This is a genomic window from Microbulbifer variabilis (assembly GCF_056232115.1).
The window spans coordinates 3,772,782-3,792,049 of sequence record NZ_CP174325.1; the positions used below are offsets into that span (position 1 = coordinate 3,772,782).

Consider the following 19,268-nt stretch of genomic DNA (forward strand, 5'->3'; position numbering starts at 1 on the left):
AGCGACTGAAGGATAGGTAGACTTTCCTGAACAATGGTGTCAGCTGGCGCATATCTTTACCTCCCTGCTTTCAACGTTCTCCGGCGGGTCATCCATTTCCTCAGGGCGTGGCTCCCCAGCGGAAAACGTCACCTATCATTGTGCTTTGGTAATCCTCGATATCCCGTTGGAAATGGCAGGGTATTTCGCCGTTACTGCCAGTATGGAAGGTAAAAATGAGTGAATGGCGTAAGAAGTTCTTTACCAGGCCTCTTCTCAAAGTCATTAAGCGGGTTCTTCCGCCAATTTCCGAGACTGAGCGCGAGGCGATGGAAGCCGGTGAGGTTTGGTGGGATGCCGAACTTTTATCGGGAAAGCCTGATTGGAAGCAGCTGCTGGACATGGGGCCGCCAGAGCTGAGTGAGGAAGAGAAGGCATTCCTGGATGGCCCCACAGAAGAACTCTGCCAAATGGTAAATGACTGGCAGATCAGCTTTGTCGATCACAATATCCCGGAGCATGTTTGGGACTTCCTGAGAAAAAATCGCTTTTTTGGCATTATCATTCCTAAGAAATACGGTGGTCTTGGGTTCTCCCCCACAGCACATGCCGAGATAGTCACCAAAATTTCCACCCGCAGCAATTGTGTGGGAGTGACGGTGATGGTGCCAAATTCCCTGGGCCCGGGAGAATTACTGTTATCCCATGGTACTCAGGAACAGAAAGACTATTATCTGCCTCGACTTGCGGACGGGACAGATATCCCATGTTTCGCCTTGACCAGCCCCCAGGCAGGCTCAGATGCTGCAGCCATGGTTGACCGGGGTGAGGTTTGTTATGGGGAGTATAAGGGCGAGAAAGTCCTCGGCATGCGTGTGAACTGGCACAAGCGGTATATTACCTTGGGACCGGTAGCCACGGTATTGGGACTAGCTTTCAAACTCTACGATCCAGAGCACATTTTGGGAGACAAGGAAGCGCTGGGAATTACCGTTGCACTAGTACCCACCGATACTCCCGGAATCACAATTGGCCAGCGTCATTTACCAGCCATGCAATCTTTCCAGAACGGACCTAATTGGGGAAAGGATGTTTTTATTCCCATGGATTGGATTATTGGTGGCGAGGAAAATGTCGGGAAGGGTTGGGAAATGCTGATGAGTGCCCTGGCTGCAGGGCGCGGTATTTCTTTACCCTCACTGTCTACTGGCGGGGCCAAGATGGCGGCGCGTACCACAGGTGCCTATGCGCGTATTAGAGAACAGTTCAATGTGCCAGTTGGGCGTTTTGAAGGAGTACAGCGACGCCTGGCAGAGATTGCTTCTATCGCCTTCGTGCTCGATAGTGCCCATAAAACCACAACCCGAGCCCTTGACCATGGACGAAAGCCAGCGGTAATTACAGCCATAATGAAGGCTAATGCCACCTCTGGATTGCGTCATGCAGTTAATGATGCAATGGATATCCATGCTGGCAAGGCGATAATGGATGGCCCCCTGAATTACCTGGGGAATGCCTACCGTGCCGTACCGGTAGCGATCACTGTAGAGGGTGCAAATCTACTGACCCGCAGCCTGATGATTTTTGGTCAGGGTGCAGTTCGTTGTCACCCCTACTTACTGGATGAAATGTTAGCGGCGGAGAATCCAGATGAAGAAGAGGGCTTGGACCAGCTGGATAAGTTATTGCCCAAGCATATGTGGTTCCAGGTAAAGACTCTGTTACGAGGGTTTTTCCATGGCTGGACAGTAGGGCTTTTCGCCAGCAGTCCTCGCAATGTCGGCGGGGCAGCAAAATACTATCGACAATTGAATCGCTATTCGGCAGTGCTCACTTTAGTAACAGAAATTTCTTTGATGAGCCTGGGTGGAGAGTTGAAAAGAAAAGAACTGATTTCTTCGCGCTTGGGAGATGTTCTCAGCCAGCTCTATTTACTCAGCTGCACTCTGAAGCGCTTCTACGACGACGGAAACCCCAAGGATGATTTACCCCTGTTGGAATACTCCATGCGTGATGGACTACACAAGATAGAGGTGAATCTTCTTGAAGTTTTTCAGAATTTTCCTCGACCATTCCTCGGCCAGGTTATGCATTTTCTAACCATGCCCTGGGGACACAGTGTACATACCGCATCAGATCGCCAGGCTCATGCTTGCGCGGAATTATTGCTGACTCCCTCTAAAACCCGGGATCGTCTCACTAGAGGTGTATTCCTGGGCAACCCTGGTGATGGGGTGGATATTGTCGAGCAGGCATTTATAAAAGTTTGCGCGTCAGAGAGAGCTAGGGAAAAGCTCAAGAAAGGGGGAGTGCGTACCCTGAGCCGTGAGAGTGTGGATGAGGGCTTGCAGCGTAATTTGATTAGTGATGAAGAGGCTGATGCTTTGCGTGATGCTGCTGATGCCGTGGATAAGGCAATCCAGGTCGACCACTTTGAGCATTTGGGGGAGGAGTCTGGAAAGATAGAATAACGCTACGTGGAACAAAAAAACTCCATGGAAGGCTCTTCCAAAGAGGCTCCAAGACGCTTTGCCAGTGTCGAGGAGTGTATTGATGCTCTGTTGGCAAAAGTTGGCAAGAAGGTTGTACTGGGTTTACCCCTTGGACTTGGTAAGGCCAACCATTTTGCCAACGCTCTTTATGCCCGCGCTGTTGCCGATCCCTCAATTTCCCTGACCATATTTACGGCTCTCACACTGGAACGGCCTCAGGGGGACAGCGATATCAGTCGTCGTTTTATCCAGCCATTACTGGATCGTTTATACAGTAGTTACCAGGACCTGGGTTATGTCTCACCACGCAGAAAGGAACATCTACCAAAAAATATTAATGTTATTGAATTCTTTATGGAGCCAGGTGCACTGTTGGGAAATCACTATGCCCAGCGACATTATGTAAGTGCGAATTACACCCAGGTGCCTGAAGATCTTCTGCGCTTTGGAGTGAATGTTATTGCCCAGATGGTGGCACCGATGGAGGGGGGAGGGCGTTACAGCTTGAGCTGTAATCCCGATTTGACTTTACCTTTGTTGAAACTGACAGCCAATCGGAAAGATCATCGGTTGTTCTTAGTGGGGGAGGTCAATCCGCAGCTGCCTTATATGACCGGTAGCAGTGAATTGGAAGAGAGTGAGTTTGACCTGCTGCTAGAAGGGGAGGTTTTTGATACCCCTTTATTCGCGGCCCCGGCTATCCCGGTCAGCTTTACCGAATACAGTATCGCATTCCATATTGCTAGCATGGTCGCCGATGGAGGAACCTTGCAAGTGGGTATTGGGGCTTTGGGAGATGCGGTCTGCCATGCACTGCGTTTGCGGCATAAAGAAAATGTCCATTACAGAAGTATCATTGAAAAACTGGTTGATCGTGAATCACTCCATTACCGGAAAGATCTTCCGCTGCTTTTGGAAAGTTTTAAGCAGGGTTTGTATGGCGCAAGTGAAATGGTGCCCCATGGTTTTCTGCACTTGCGCAGGGCGGGGGTTTTGTCCCGGGAGGTTTATCAGGATGCTGGGCTGCAACAGTTGTTGGATGGGGATGAAATCACCCATACCGTAAATGAGGAAACCTTGCTCGGATTGAAGAATGCAGGTCGTATCAGTTGTCCTCTCACTCCCGAAGATACAGAATTCTTACAACGCTTTGGTATAGTCGACCCCAGCTACAGTTGGCGCGGGCACAAGCTATTAACGCCTGACGGTGAGGAAGAAGAGTGTGACCTGCACAGCGAGCATGGCCGCAGACGTCTGATTGGCAGCTGCCTGAATAAGAAACTGCGCGGCGGGATCTGGTTGCATGGAGGTTTCTACTTGGGGCCGGAATTAATGTATCGGGAGCTGCGGGATCTTTCTCCTGATGAGCGCGCGGGAATTGATATGACCGCCATTGACTTCACCAATGATCTGCAGTCCCAGGGAGAACTGAAGCGCGCCCAACGTAAACAGGCTCGCTTTATCAATTCCGCCATGATGGTCACGCTGGGGGGCGCAGTGGTTTCAGATGCGCTGGTAGACAACCAGGTCGTCAGTGGCGTGGGTGGCCAGTACAATTTTGTTGCTCAGGCATTTGCGTTGCCGGGAGCACGCTCGGTGATTGCATTACCCAGCACTCGTGTGCGCGGTGGTATATGCGAGAGCAATATTGTATGGGAGTACCCCCATGCCACTATTCCCCGACACCTTCGCGATGTAGTGGTTACTGAATATGGCGCAGTGGACCTGCGCGGAAAAACCGATCGGGACGTAATGGTTTCCATGCTGAGTATTTGTGATAGCCGTTTCCAGGCAGTATTGTTGGAGCAGGCAAAATTCGCCGGCAAAATCGAAAAGAGTTTTGTCATCCCGCAGTCTTTTAATAACAACACCCCGGAACATATCACTGAAATTTTCTCCGTCGAAAGCACACTGGCGATATTGCCTTATTATCCCCTGGGTACAGATTTTACTGATGAGGAGGCCCTGCTTGCAGTCTCATTGCAGCAGTTGCGTGCGGCGGATCGCAGCTGGTGGAGAATGCTGATGGCAGTGATCCAGGGGCGTAAAGTGTGGCATGACAAGTCGACAGGCACTGAGTGGTTACAGCGTTGTTTGGCGCGAATGGGTTACGATCATACCGAAACTTACGAGCACCGCCTGGAAGCTTACATTGTTGCCGCTGCATTACGGAATCACATCGACAGGCGCCGCCCACTGCGTTGGGAGTAAGCCGTTGCCTGCTTAGTATTGTTTTTAACCCTGATAATCACGTTGTTGCGCCTGAATTGCCGTGAGTGCGATAGTGTAGACAATATCGTCGACCAGGGCACCGCGGGATAAATCATTCACCGGTTTGCGCAACCCCTGCAGCATGGGGCCAATACTGACCAAGTCCGCACTGCGCTGCACAGCTTTATAGGTTGTGTTGCCTGTATTCAAGTCGGGAAAAATAAATACCGTTGCACGTCCAGCAACAGGGCTATGTGGTGCTTTCTGAGCGGCTACATTTTCGGTAACGGCCGCATCGTATTGTAGGGGGCCATCAATGATCAGCCTGGGCCTTTTGCGTTTGGCAATTTCGGTTGCTTCGCGAACCTTGTCTACATCTGAGCCACTGCCTGAAGTTCCTGTAGAGTAGCTGATCATGGCTACACGAGGCTCTACGCCAAATGCTTTCGCTGAATCGGCGGACTGAATAGCAATCGCTGCCAGTTGCTCTGCGTTTGGGTCAGGGTTAATAGCGCAGTCCCCATAAACCAAAACTTGTTCGGGCAGCAGCATAAAAAATATAGAGGAAACCAGCTCTTCACCCGGTGCGGCTTTTATTAGCTGCAGAGCGGGACGGATGGTATTGGCGGTGGTGTGAATAGCCCCGGATACCAGTCCATCGACCTCATCCAGAGCCAACATCATAGTGCCGAGTACTACATTGTCATGGAGCTGCTCCTTTGCGACCACTTCTGTCAGGCCCTTGCTCCTACGCAATTCCACCATGGGCTCAATATAATTGTCACGCACAGTTTCCGGGTCGGTAATGTGAATTTTGTCAGAGAGTGTTAGACCTTGCTGCTCTGCGACCCTGGCAATGGTTTTTGTATTGCCGAGCAGAATAGGTTCGGCAATATCGCGCTCGGTGCAAATCAATGCTGCCCTGATGGTGCGTGGCTCTTCACCTTCGGGAAGTACAATACGCTTTTTTTTTCGGCGGGCCAGTTCCGTCAGATGATATCGGAAGGCTGGAGGGGAAAGTCTTCGGGGGCGGTTGGAAACCTGGCTCAAAGAATTCACCCAGTTTTCATCCAGGTGACTGGCAAAAAAATCTTGCACCCGGTTCACCCGCTCACGGTCATCTGCCGGTGTACGCAGGTTGAAGGTCTGTAAGTCCACTACAGTGCGCCAAGTATTGCCACTTACCAGCATTACTGGCAGGCCGGTCTCCATTGCTGGTGTGCAGAGTTTATGGACTTCACGATCCAGCCGATAACCCCCAGTTAGCAGCAGGCATCCGATTTTTACCCCGTTCATAGCTGCCAAGCAGGCCGCGGTGACTACATCAGGTCTATCGGCAGAAGTAACTAACAAAGCCCCGGGCTGAAATCGCCTGAGCATATTGGGGAGTGAACGGGAGCAGAAAGTTACATTGTGTAATCTCCGGGTCTCCAATTCTCCCCGGTTGATAAGTTGAGCATCGAAATGCCGCACCAGATCTAATGCGCGGGGAGCCAGAAGATCTGCATTCCAGGGTATACAGCCGACAATACGTAGAGGGGTTTGCCGGTAGAGGGATTCCCTGGTGATTGTGACTTTGTTTTCTGCGGGATCTTCACGTCCGGCACGCATACCTGCCGGTTGAGCACCGGGAGTATCAGTTTGCTCTTCAGGGGCTCCAACCTTATTGATAATGCAGCCCACTACACGGTTGGATTTTTCTCCGCCGAAGGAGTGAACAGCGAACTGTAACCGCTCTCGCAATTGCCTGATATCTCCACCATGAGGGCAGGCTACCAGTACTACTTCCGCATCCAGTGTCTTGGCAATCTGGTAATTGAGTTGGTTGGCAAACTGATTTTCACTGCTGGGTAGTACGCCTTCGATGACGGTCACGTCTGCATGCTGGCCGCCGCTTTGATATCGGGCCAGTATTTCTTCTAACAGATCTGGCATTTTCCCTGTAGAGACCATGGACTCAACATGTTTGGCACTGAAGGAGCGTGGAATATCCAGGTTGGAAACCTGCCGCAATATTTCGTTGGTCCGTTCAATGGTACCGTCTGGAGGCGGCGGCTCGGCCACAGGCTTGTAGAATTTAACTTCCACCTGGATACGCTCCAATGCCCGAATTAAGCCCAGGCTTACGGAAGTAATTCCGACTCCAGCGGCAAGGGGAACGAGCATCAGTGTGCGAGTGCGATGAGACATTTCTAGCGCACCTCAGATGCGAGCCTTGCGGCATCCCTGGCGATTACCCAATCCTCCCTGGTTGGGATTACAAAGATATCCAGCGTACCCGCCTTGGATATGAGCCCCTCGGCACCGAAGCGGGTTGCCTCATTGCGCTCCTGATTCAGTTGATAGCCGAGTGCGCTAAGCCAGCTAATGGTCCTATGGCGTACCCAGGAGGAGTTTTCTCCAATGCCCCCGGTAAATGCCAGGGCGCTGACCCTGCGCAAGGGCACAGTGTAGGCAGCGATATATTTAGCCAATCTATAACAGAATACCTCCAGGGCCAGGCGGGCTCCCTCGTGGCCGTTTTCCATTGCCTCTTCCAGTTCGCGACAGTCATTACTCAAACCGGATAGGCCGAGCAGGCCGCTCTCTCTATTCAGCAGCTGTTCCAGCTCGGCCAGGGAATAGTCCAGGGATTCTCCAAGGTGCAATAGCAGGCCTGGGTCCAGGTCGCCACAGCGGCTACCCATTACCAGTCCTTCGAGGGGCGTGAGTCCCATACTGGTATCCACACTGTGCCCGCCTTTGATAGCGGCAATGGAAGCGCCGTTACCCAGGTGTGCGGAAATTACGTTGGCCTCAGTAGTTGGTTTTCCCAATAGCTCGGCACTGCGCTCGGCAATATAGCGGTGGCTGCTCCCATGCATGCCGTAACGTCGAATATGGTGATCCTGGTATAGCCGGTAGGGCAGTGCGTAGAGGTAGGCATAGTCCGGCATACCCTGGTGAAATGCTGTATCGAACACGGCAGCTTGGGGTACTTGGGGAAAAGCGATCAGGGCAGTCTGGATCCCTTGCAGAGCAGCCGGGTTGTGCAGTGGTGCCAATTCGCAGCAGGAGCGAATTGCGGTCAGGACCTGCTGGTCTATCAATACTGAATCTGCGAATAACTCGCCGCCGTGGACCACCCGGTGGCCAATGGCGAGCAGACGGGCTTTTAGTCCGAGCCAGGTCCCATCAAACCGCTCAACCAGCCAACCAATCACACTTTCGCAGTCATCGCTTGGGGAGAGCGGCTGGCTGTTGTCCTCACTGCAATAACGCCAATTGAGAACTGCCCCGGAACTTCCCAGGGCATCGGCTTGACCTGATAAGTATTCCTCTCCACTGAATGGATCGAGTGCGGCAAACTTCAGTGAGGAGCTGCCACAGTTCAGAATTAGTACTAAGCCGGGGTTGGGCATAGGATGGGTGTCCCTGCGTATATACCCTAAGGCTAGCCAAGTTGGCGCAAAAGTCTTTTGAAAACATGGCTGGGGGTGAGAATAAAAAAGGGCCGCGATTGCGGCCCAAATTTAAAATGCAGAGATTAAAGCGCAGTTTGCTTCAACTGTACTTCTTCAGCAGAAACTTAACTCTCAGGCTGAGAGAAATCGTCAGCTTTTATCAGAAGAAGGCGGCTGGCGCCGCCTTAAACATACCTTTTGGGTATATAAAGAGGGCTTAGCCGAACTGGTTCATGGTGTTGTCTTTACCAGCAGCCTTCAGGGCAGCTTCACCAGCGAAGTACTCTTTGTGGTCGTCACCGATGTCAGAACCTGCCATGTTCTGGTGCTTAACACAGGCAATGCCCTGACGGATTTCTTTACGCTGAACGCCTTTCACGTAGCCCAGCATGCCTTGCTCACCGAAGTACTCCTTGGCCAGGTTGTCGGTAGACAGGGCTGCAGTGTGGTAAGTTGGCAGGGTGATCAGATGGTGGAAGATGCCTGCTTCGCGAGCCGCGTCAGCTTGGAAAGTACGGATCTTCTCATCAGCTGCTGCAGAAAGGTCAGAGTCGTCGTACTCGGCGCTCATCAGGTTGGCGCGGTCGTAAGCGGATACGTCTTTGCCTTCTTCACTCCAGGTATCAAAAACCTGCTGACGGAAGTTCAGTGTCCAGTTAAAGGACGGGCTGTTGTTGTAAACCAGTTTCGCATCGGGAACGACTTTACGGATTTCATCCATCATGCCGCCAATCTGGCCGATATGGGGCTTCTCGGTTTCGATCCAAATCAGGTCAGCACCATTTTGCAAGGAAGTGATGCTGTCCAGGATGCAGCGAGCTTCGCCGGTACCTTTGCGGAACTGGAAAAGGTTGGAAGCCAGGCGCTTAGGACGCAAAAGTTTGCCTTCGCGGTTGATTACAACGTCACCGTTAGCCAGTTCAGAAGCGTCGATTTCTTCGCAGTCCAGGAAAGCGTTGTACTGATCGCCCAGGTCGCCAGGCTCTTTGGTCACAGCGATCTGCTTGGTCAGGCCGGCACCCAGGGAGTCGGTACGGGCAACAATAACTCCGTTATCTACGCCCAACTCCAGGAACGCGTAACGAACAGCCCGGATCTTGGCCAGGAAGTCCTCGTGAGGAACGGTCACTTTACCGTCCTGGTGGCCACATTGCTTTTCGTCGGAAACCTGGTTCTCGATCTGGATACAGCAAGCACCCGCTTCGATCATTTGCTTGGCCATCAGGTAAGTGGCTTCCGCGTTACCAAAACCGGCATCGATGTCAGCGATGATTGGTACAACGTGGGTTTTATGGTTGTCGATCTTGTCCTGTACAGCCTTCTCGGCAGCCTTGTTACCGGCCTCGCGGGCAGCATCCAATTCGCGAAACAGGTCGTTCAGCTCGCGAGCATCTGCTTGACGCAGGAAGGTGTACAGCTCATTGATCAGGTGTGCAACAGAGGTTTTCTCGTGCATGGACTGGTCGGGCAGCGGACCAAATTCACTGCGCAGTGCAGCTACCATCCAGCCGGACAGGTACAGATAGCGGCGGTCAGTATTGCCTTCGAAGTGCTTCTTTATAGAAATCATCTTCTGCTGGCCGATGAAACCGTGCCAGCAACCCAGAGACTGAGTGTACTTGGAGGTGTCCTTGTCGTAATTCTCCATGTCAGCGCGCATGATATTGGCAGTGTACTTGGCAATATCCAGGCCGTTCTTGAATTTGTTCTGGGCGCGCATACGGGCAACAGATTCGGGATTGATAGCGTCCCAAGTGCCGCTTTTGCTGTCACGGAGCTTAGCTACCGCGTCGATGTCTTGAGTGTAGGTGGACATGACAGTGTTTCCTTAAAACGGTGACTGCGATTAGGTGTTGAGTATCTTAGGAGGAGTGGCATAATTTGCCTAATTTATTGATTTTATTTTCACTATCGATCTGGCGAATGATGTATGCAACTGGAAAGAGCTGACCTGAACCTGCTGGTGTATCTTGATGTACTGCTGCGAGAACGTAATGTAACCCGTGCGGCAAACTATCTAGGCCTATCCCAGCCAGCTATGAGTAACGGCCTTAAGCGTCTGCGAGAGCTGTTCGATGACCCCCTTCTGGTACGCACTCGCGAGGGCATGATGCCCACCGAGCGTGCCCTGGAGTTGCAGCCGATGGTGCGAGAAGCCCTGTCCAGTATCGATCGGGTGATTCAGCCTAATCGGGATTTTGATCCGGCGAATACACGCCGAACATTTCGAATCATGGCCAGTGACTATGCAGAATCCACTTTGATTCCGCCGCTACTCAAGCAGCTGCGTGATGATGCTCCTGGAATCAGCCTGGATATCATGACCCCCAGTGATGTGAGTTTCGTTGATGTGGAGCAGGGCAAAGTGGATATGGTAATCAACCGCTTTGACAGCATGCCGCAGAGCTTCCATCAGGCTACTGTGTGGCGAGACAGTTTCTCCTGTGTGATGCGGGCAGATAACCCCATGCTTGAAGACTACAATCTGCAAAGCTATTTGAAGGCCCAGCACATCTGGGTCAGTAAAACGGGCATGGGGGTTGGGGTAGGGGTAAACCCAGAGGATGTTCAGAGGCTCGGCTGGGTGGATGAGGCTATTGGGCGCTTGGGGGAAAAGCGCGATATTTCCGTGTTTACACGCCACTATCAGGTAGCCATGCTATTGGCAGAACAGAGCGATTTGATAGTGACAGTTCCCACCCGGCTGGCGCAGCTGGCCAGCGATAATCCGAGGGTTGTGCGAAGGGATCCCCCCCTGGATATTCCACCTCTGGAACTGAAAATGGCTTGGAGCCCCCTATTGCAGCAGAGTGCGCCGCACCGCTGGTTACGCCGCCTGATCTTGGATATCGGTCGGGCTCTGTAAGTGACTGGTGAGTAAGGAAGCATGCGCCTTGTAGGTGAATGCGTAGTTTTACTGGTAAGGTTTCACGCGCCAACCGCATTCATAAAAATTTGATCTATGAATAGTGGAAATTGCGCCTATAAATTAGCGGTATGTCGAAATGGCTGTTTAGAATGCCGTAATTCCAACAATTAGCGAGAGGCCCAGGGTATGACGGAACGAGTCCAAATCGGTAATCTGCAAATCGCACCGGAACTATACAATCTGGTTAGCGAGGAGGTGATTCCAGGAACCGGGGTCGATGCCGATAAATTCTGGGGTGGGCTCGATGCCATCGTCCGTGATCTGGCGCCAGTTAACCGCGAATTACTGCAAAAGCGTGATGAACTCCAGGAAACCCTGGATCGTTGGTACACAGAGAACCCCGAGGGTGTTCGCGACCTGGAAGGGTATCGTGAATACTTGCGTGAAATTGGCTACCTGGTAGATGAGCCTGCTGATTTTGCCGCTACTACCGAGAATGTCGACGAAGAGATTGCCACTCTTGCGGGGCCACAGTTGGTGGTGCCGGTGATGAATGCCCGTTACGCACTCAATGCAGCCAATGCCCGCTGGGGCAGCCTGTATGATGCCCTGTACGGAACTGACGTGATCAGCGAAGAGGGCGGTGCGGAAAAAGGCACCGAATACAACCCTGTACGGGGTGCCAAAGTTATTGAGTTTGCTCGCAACTTCCTGGATCAGTCTGCTCCACTTACCTGCGGCAGCCACAAAGATGCTGTGCAGTACCGCGTAAATGGCTCCCTGCTGGAAGTGGTACTGGCGAATGGTGATATCGCCACCGTCAAAGATGGTAAACAGTTTGTCGGTTATCGCGGTGACAGCGAAGAGCCCAGTTGTATTCTGCTTAAACAGCACGGCTTGCACTTTGAAGTTCAGGTAGATCGGGAAAGCCCTGTCGGTAAGACTGACGATGCTGGTGTAAAAGATGTGCTGCTGGAATCTGCTTTGACCACCATTATGGACTGCGAAGATTCCGTTGCCGCGGTCGATGCCGAGGATAAGGTTGTCGTTTATCGTAACTGGCTCGGCCTTATGCGAGGAGACCTGAAAGAAACCATTAATAAAGGTGGCAAGACCTTTGAGCGTAATTTGAATGCCGACCGTGAGTACACTACTCCAAATGGCAATCAGTTAACTTTGCCAGGTCGCAGCCTCATGTTTGTACGCAATGTCGGCCACCTGATGACTAATGATGCTGTTTTATTTGGTGATGGCCAGGAGATTCCTGAAGGCATCCTTGATGGCATGATTACCAGCCTGATCGCGCTACACGATCTACGCGGCGATGGAGAGATTAAGAACTCCCGTACCGGTAGTATCTATATCGTGAAACCAAAGATGCATGGTCCGGAAGAAGTGGCTTTTGCCAACATCCTGTTCAACCGTATTGAAGATGTCCTTGGCCTACCGCGTTTCACTGTAAAAATGGGCATTATGGATGAGGAGCGTCGTACCACGGTAAACCTGAAATCCTGTATTGCCGAAGCTAAAGAGCGTGTGGTATTTATCAATACCGGCTTCCTCGATCGCACTGGCGATGAAATCCATACCTCAATGCTTGCTGGTCCGATGATTCGTAAAGGCGATATGAAACAGTCTACCTGGATCAATGCCTATGAAGAGTGGAATGTAGATGTTGGTTTAAACTGCGGCTTAAAGGGCCGGGCTCAAATCGGTAAGGGAATGTGGCCAATACCTGACCAAATGTCAGCTATGATGCACGCCAAGCTTGCCCATCCCATGGCCGGTGCCAATACTGCCTGGGTTCCCTCTCCAACTGCCGCGACACTGCACGCATTGCATTACCACAAGGTAGATGTAAACCGCCGTCAAGAAGAAATCCAGCATCGCCATCACGCCAAGCTGGAAGATATCCTTACCGTACCCGTGGCTAATAATACCAATTGGAGCGCCAAAGAGATTCAGCTAGAGCTGGATAATAACGCCCAGGGGATACTTGGTTATGTTGTACGTTGGGTAGAACAGGGTGTAGGTTGTTCCAAAGTACCGGATATCAACGATGTTGGCCTGATGGAAGACCGCGCAACTCTGCGTATTTCCTCCCAACATATTGCCAACTGGTTGAAACATGGCATCGTGAGTGAGAAGCAGGTGCGAGAAACCATGGAGCGTATGGCAGCGATAGTAGATCGCCAAAATGCGGGTGATTCCAACTACAATAATATGGCCCCTGACTTCGATAAAAGCATTGCCTTTCAAGCTGCTTGTGAATTGGTTTTCGAGGGTTGTGCGCAGCCTAATGGTTATACTGAGCCGGTTCTGCATCGTCGCAGACGGGAATTTAAGGCTCTAAATGCATGATGATTTTGCTGCAGGACCCCTTAAGGGGTCTTTTTACTGGTCAAATCATTATGAAATCAAATCTAGCGCATACTTTAACGAGCTAAGGCGGTCGTCAGTACCCTCCTCTCTATGGGGAAGTTGATAAGAAATACCTACTAGACAAGGAAAGGGGTGCAGAGGTAACTGACGTAAGATTGTATATCCCGGGAATCTAGCAATTAGCCTTCCGGGAGACATTTACTAAAATACTGAATGAATTAGTATTTAATTTGACATATATAGATCTTGGAGACAGTGATTATAAGTTGGGAAAGATATAGTTATTCTATAATTTTGGGATAAAAACAGTTCCGTAATTTAAAAACACCCAAATAATAAGAGAGCCTTCAACTTATTTATTTGTAATATGTACATATAGAATACCTGCTAACCGAAAAAATCACATTTCATTAAGGTCAGCTGAATTCGAGTTACGAAATAGTTTCCAACAATATCAGTTTAAAAAATGATATCTATCAAAGTTGGTGTGTTGTTCAAGACACCAAGTAATCTTTAATGAAATGCTTTAAGCTATCAAGTATTATGAAAAGCTTAAGGAGCTACTTGTAGAGAATAATAACCAGGACTATATAATCTTTCACGTTGAATTCAGGTAGTTTTCTTTATAGTATATTTCAGTTTCTGTTGCAAAAAGAGGGGCGCCTCTATAAGTTGCACTTTCCTTAAATATAGTTTCCTCGTAATATTGGTTAGAGGATGCTCAAGCAATATTTTGTAGAGAAGCCAAGCCTTAAGGAAAGCTTTCGGAGTTCTTAGTGTTTTATTTTCCCTGCTTTATAGTTAGGTGTTTAATTAAACATGGAGGATGTTTTGATGATTCCTGGATTGATTCGGTGCTTAAGAACTGTATTTTTATTTAATTTTTTTTCTGCATCTATTTTTTTCAATGTAGCAATTGCGGAGTCGATTATTGATCCACCGAAGAACCCATTCTTGGCTGATTCTCCCTGGCCCATGAGCCATAGAAATCCCTACAACCAGGGGTCTTCATATTTAAAAGGTATAGAGTTAGATGATATTGCAAGCCTTCAAAAGGAGCTCTCTGAAACAATACCTGTTCCAATTATCCTTGCTTACTCTCCAATCTATGAAGTAAATGGTAAGAGAGTGGTTTGGGGAAGTACACTTGGATCTGTTTTTAAAATGGACATGAGTGGAAACCAGATAAATAGGATTGATACAAAGTTAAAAGATGAAATGACAGGAGGGCTCTCTGGTGCATATGTCCTTGTGGATAAAGATTACAAATTTTATGTGCCGGATGGCTCAAGTTTGTTGGTTTATGGGGATGCAATAAAGGGCGACCCAGGATCGGGTATAAATCTATATAAAAAGTTTGATATACCTGAGGAGCTTTTGACTGCTGAGAGTGAAGTAATTGTTGGGATGAATATGACTTACGATGGTTATATTTGTCTCGCAACCTCCAAAGGGTTGGTATTGGTAATCAATAGAAGTCTAGATAAGTTCTATCATACAAAGGTTGATGAAGGTGAGGAGGTATCAAACTCAATCTCTATAGATGAAGAAGGAGGTATCTATGTGGTTTCCAGTAAAAAGATGTATCGATTTCAGTGGTATGGAGATAGGGTGAGCGCCGACGAAGGAAAAGGAGCCTGGAAGGCAGCCTATGAAGCTGGGGGAGAGACACCTTGGCCGGGTCGACTGGGAATTGGTTCCGGCTCCACGCCCACATTAATGAATGCGGGTAATGATAAGCTGGTAGTGTTTACTGATGGTCAGGAGCTTATGAATCTGGTGGTGATGTGGCGAGACCAGATTCCGATGGATTGGAAACCGATTTCTGAAGAGAAAGATAGAAGAATTGCAGCGGAAATTCCTATTACTTTTGGTAATCCCAATGCGACAAGGAGTATATCTGAGCAATCGGTCTTGGTTCGAGGTGATCGAGCAGTTGTTGTTAATAATGACTATGGCTGGGATTTTTCGCGATTGCCGGGTGTTCCCCAAAGGCTTACGGTGTTGTTTTCTAATTTCCCTGAGAATGCCCCCTATGGTATCGAGCAATTTCATTGGAATTCTTACAGTCGCAGTTTGAGTAGTCTTTGGGCGAATAAAGAAATAAGCTGTCCTAATGGCGTGCCGACCATGAGCGAATCCTCTAATTTAGTTTACTGTTGGGGGCAGCGACAGGGTATGTGGACACTTGAAGCTGTGAATTGGGATACGGGTGACAGTGTGTTTCATATTCCGTTAGGATATCGAGAGAAATATAATAGTGTTTATTCGGCTGCTCAAATTGGGGGTAAGGGCGAAATAGTATCGGGTACTTTTGGAGGTGTAGTTCGTCTGCAAACTTCTAAATATTAAAGTGCTGATCAGCCCCACTTCCTCTTAAAATAAGTAGGGTTGATCTTATCTCGTAAATACACATTTATGTAAATAAAGCTGGCCTTAATATCATATTCCCATTAGGTATAGTGGTTTAGAGTTGATCTGACATTTATCGGTTTTTCAGGAAGTGCTCTGTCAGGCCAAATTCAGTTTACAGCCCTCTCCCCAGATGCTTTTCCACCTTCAAGTGTGGCTATCGGTATGCGGCCATTACACTTTTTACTCTGGTAGTGCAATCATTATAGTAATGTACTAGAGGCTGCTTCATAACTAGCAATCGACTATTCTCGCACACTCTCGGAGTAAAAAGACGAGTAGTTGTGAGCCGGTTCAAGTCAGAGTTGGCCCGACGATCAGTGGAAAGTGATTCATCCTTATTTAGCACTGCATCACCTATGGTGCTAAAAGTAGATGCAATCCCCAACGGTGCTAAATTGGCCTCTTTACACTTGCTAAATGAAGGGGATGTAGAAAGTGAAATACATTTAGATAAATTAATTAAGCTCCTATTATTAGAAGAACAAACACCTGAAGGCCAGCTTCGTGTAGTCGCAAGTATATATGAGTATCAAGAAAGTAATGGCTATTTGAATTTGGCGACTCCTACACTAATTACCGCTTATGATGGCCCGGCAGAAGTTAAGTTTATTGATTCTAGTGGCATGCCATTTAAGGTGGTGATTACGCCGGAGATCTGAGCTGAAAAAGGGGAATATATATTTTGAATGGGTTTAGTCGTCATTGTATTTTAATTTCTCTCATCCCATTGCCTAAGAGTTATATATCCAGTGCTTGCTCTCAGGATTGCATGTCATTATTTATATTGGCATACCTTTTCGCCAAGCGATCATGGAGTATTGGAGTATTGGAGTATTGGAGTATTGGAGTATAAAATTCTGACGTTCTTTGATGACAATCAACCCCCATTGACACTTTATAATACAGTCCATACTTACCATATCTATTTATAAATCCCTGATTTTATTGCTTCCTTATATGCCATACTTCTTCCTGTCAAATAAACAATCCCGTAGTTAATTAGTATTTTGGCGTCATTGAATAAAAAGACGTAACCGCTATATCGTGAAAATTCTCGGAGATAAAGTTGCACCTGTCTCGTAATGCGAAAGAGTCGATAAAAATTGCGCTGGCTCTGGTAATTGTTTATGCCATTGCAATGGGTATTAATTGGGAGAAACCTTTTTGGGGTGGATTTGCAGTTATTGTGTGTAGCCAAGCAAATCTCGGACAATCCTTAAATCGCGCCATTTTGTGGATCTTGGGGACTCTTTTTGCGCTATTAGGCGGCTGGATAATCGTTGCGTTGTTTCCCCAGGATCGCTGGCTCTTTATGATTGCCCTTTCTACTTGGGTTGCAAGCTGCGTATATTTTCTGCAGAGATCAAAGCATCAATATTTTTGGATGACTTGTGGCTATGTCATCTTATTGTTATGGGATGCGACAGGAGGTGACTTATCAATTTCCTATGAGGAAGGCATTTTACGTATCCAGGAGTCATTGCTTGGTATTATCGTCTATGGCCTAGTCGCTGTGCTGATATGGCCGAATTGTAGCCGTGAAGAACTACATCAAGCCGCGGTTTCCCTACTAGATGCTCACCGCGCATTTGCAGATAGGTGTTTTACAAGGATTCTAGATCGAAAAAAGGTGAAAATTCGTAGAGAAAAGAGAGTTGAACTGTTAAAAGCAGATGCACGCTTACGTACTGCAATTAATGATGCCAGTTCTGACAGTTACGAAATCTGGGAATGCCGTAGGCAGTGGAATCATTTGGGATGTCGTGCAACAGCGGTTACCCAGTCGTTGCTTAAATTAGAAGAAGGTCTGGCTCTATCCAGTGATCTGGGAATAATGAAGTTTCTTCTGGGAATGAAAGACTATTTGGAGGATATGAAGAGCCGATTTAAGAGGTTGCGCTTCGCCATTGCTGAAGACCAGTTAGCAGGCAGTGCTCAGGAGAGAGTGATTAGAGGAAATATTGATAAGGTAAAGGAGCTATCAACCTCAGAGACCGCGGCAATAGCCGTGACACGACGTTCATTAAATGATCTAGAGGTTGAAACTCGAGCACTAATAAGCTCTGTCAATGATATTAAAAGTTTAGGGAGTTCGTATTTGAAATTCCCTGGTGAAGAGGGCGCATATTGGTTTGGTTTGCTGATGCCTGATCCGGATAGGCTTGCCAATGTTGTTCGTGTGCTTGTTGGTATATGGATTTCCTATCTGGCCTATTTGTTTGTTCCGGATATGATTGGCGGATTGCTAGTTGTATTGTTGATTACAATCATAGCAATCATTGCTGCTGTTAGTCCACAAATTAGATTGTTTGAAACTTGTGCCTACACGATTCTAGTTTGTTTAATGTCTGCGCCATTGTACTTTTTTTTAATGCCCAAGCTTCCTGGGTATTATGCTTTGGGGTCGATGATCTTTGTCTGGACTTTTGTTATCTCTTACTTTGCGAATAAGTATTTTGGCGCTCAATCTATGATAAGGACTTTGGTTCTTATTTTTCCGCAGATCATATTCAATTTTAATAATGATCAAGTTTATAGTTTTGTTGTATATACAAACTATATATTTGTCTTGGCGATAATTTTTTGCATACTAGCTATATCAAGAAATATTCCCTTTTCCTCACACCCAGAAAGAAACTTCAAGAAAAATATAGATAGGCTTCTTGATAGTGCTGCTCGTCTCGTGGTTGAGGGCGATATACAACGTTTAAAAGATCGGTCGATATTCCATCGGCTATATGTCTTATATCATCTTAATATCGTTATGATTTCACATAAGAATATCCTCTATTGGAAAGAGGGAATCAATGAAAAGGCTATTAAGGGTATGTCTACTGATCAAATGCGGAGGATTATTGATTTGCTTATGCTGGTCGCCAATCAAGTAAAAATTTTATATGGAATTGATAGGTCAAAAATGAATTTAGTGGCGACAAAAAGAATGCTCCGAGAAGCATTCATATGGCGGTGTCTAGCAGGAAAAATATTTTTTTATTTGTCAGGTAGAAAACGAAGGATTCATATCGACTCATTAAAGAGAGGGTATAGGCGGATATTTGATAGGGCCAACGTCGATGTCGGCGAACTAATGGAGCTTAGAGAGTGTAGCGAACAGTCAAAAGAAGGAGTGTCTAATTTCTTGTATTTTTTGGGTGTTACGCATTGTATTAATAACTATCTGGCTGAATTTTTTCGTTTGTCAGAATCAGTGGACTGGAAATACTTCTGTGAAGAGAGATGCCTCTGAACCGAATAGGTAAAAGTATGGAAAAGGTACCTCACGATGTATCTATAGGTGGGTTTTTTATTTCTCCTGTTCTGGTTGCAGGCGTACTTGGAGTTATGGCGGCATTACTTACTGCTAGGGTTCTGGATCGTTATCGTCTCTCTAGATACTTTGCAAATCCGCCAATTGTAGTTATTTCGTTAAGCATAATTTACTCAGTCTTTATTGGGTCGGTATTTGTGGGTATATGA

11 protein-coding genes are annotated in these 19,268 nt (G+C 48.0%); 8 read left to right on the forward strand and 3 right to left on the reverse strand.

The window, feature by feature from the left end; translation table 11 throughout:
- The first annotated feature begins 215 nt into the window (after window positions 1-215).
- Both ACJJI7_RS16915 and ACJJI7_RS16920 read left to right on the forward strand, forming a co-directional pair.
- A complete protein-coding gene (locus tag ACJJI7_RS16915) occupies window positions 216-2,450 on the forward strand; it encodes an acyl-CoA dehydrogenase (protein WP_020415234.1) in 2,235 nt (744 codons plus the stop codon).
- A 6-nt stretch (window positions 2,451-2,456) separates the two neighbouring features.
- Entirely contained in the window at window positions 2,457-4,682 is a 2,226-nt protein-coding gene (locus ACJJI7_RS16920; RefSeq protein ID WP_245556728.1) for an acetyl-CoA hydrolase/transferase C-terminal domain-containing protein, read from the forward strand.
- 24 nt (window positions 4,683-4,706) lie between these two features.
- Here the strand turns inward: ACJJI7_RS16920 and pta are convergent, their stop codons facing one another.
- The 3 genes from pta to ACJJI7_RS16935 form a co-directional block, all read right to left on the reverse strand.
- Window positions 4,707-6,872 carry a phosphate acetyltransferase gene (gene pta / locus ACJJI7_RS16925; protein WP_353375333.1) on the reverse strand — a complete coding sequence of 722 codons (2,166 nt, stop codon included), beginning with the start codon at window positions 6,870-6,872 and terminating at the stop codon, window positions 4,707-4,709.
- 2 nt (window positions 6,873-6,874) lie between these two features.
- Window positions 6,875-8,083 (reverse strand): acetate kinase, encoded by a 1,209-nt coding sequence (locus ACJJI7_RS16930; RefSeq protein ID WP_020415237.1) that lies wholly within the window; start codon window positions 8,081-8,083, stop codon window positions 6,875-6,877.
- Window positions 8,084-8,342: 259 nt separating this feature from the next.
- Window positions 8,343-9,941, reverse strand: coding sequence for an isocitrate lyase (locus ACJJI7_RS16935; RefSeq protein WP_020415239.1), 1,599 nt, complete (start codon window positions 9,939-9,941; stop codon window positions 8,343-8,345).
- A gap of 114 nt (window positions 9,942-10,055) precedes the next feature.
- On the opposite strand from ACJJI7_RS16935, the gene ACJJI7_RS16940 reads away from it, so the two are divergent.
- The 6 genes from ACJJI7_RS16940 to ACJJI7_RS16965 all read left to right on the forward strand — a co-directional run bounded on the left by ACJJI7_RS16940 (window position 10,056) and on the right by ACJJI7_RS16965 (window position 19,268).
- Window positions 10,056-10,991: a LysR family transcriptional regulator gene (locus ACJJI7_RS16940; protein WP_020415240.1), complete on the forward strand. Its 936-nt coding sequence runs from the start codon at window positions 10,056-10,058 to the stop codon at window positions 10,989-10,991.
- 189 nt (window positions 10,992-11,180) lie between these two features.
- Entirely contained in the window at window positions 11,181-13,355 is a 2,175-nt protein-coding gene (locus ACJJI7_RS16945; protein ID WP_020415241.1) for a malate synthase G, read from the forward strand.
- Between the two features lie 840 nt (window positions 13,356-14,195).
- Window positions 14,196-15,728: a hypothetical protein gene (locus ACJJI7_RS16950; protein WP_444901672.1), complete on the forward strand. Its 1,533-nt coding sequence runs from the start codon at window positions 14,196-14,198 to the stop codon at window positions 15,726-15,728.
- Between the two features lie 380 nt (window positions 15,729-16,108).
- Complete coding sequence (locus ACJJI7_RS16955; RefSeq protein ID WP_282950729.1) at window positions 16,109-16,450, forward strand: hypothetical protein; 342 nt, start codon at window positions 16,109-16,111, stop codon at window positions 16,448-16,450.
- Window positions 16,451-16,857: 407 nt separating this feature from the next.
- Window positions 16,858-19,038 (forward strand): FUSC family protein, encoded by a 2,181-nt coding sequence (locus tag ACJJI7_RS16960; RefSeq protein ID WP_444901671.1) that lies wholly within the window; start codon window positions 16,858-16,860, stop codon window positions 19,036-19,038.
- Window positions 19,039-19,055: 17 nt separating this feature from the next.
- The gene (locus tag ACJJI7_RS16965; RefSeq protein ID WP_169337146.1) at window positions 19,056-19,268 is read left to right on the forward strand and encodes a DUF1656 domain-containing protein; all 213 of its coding nucleotides are present in this window, start codon (window positions 19,056-19,058) and stop codon (window positions 19,266-19,268) included.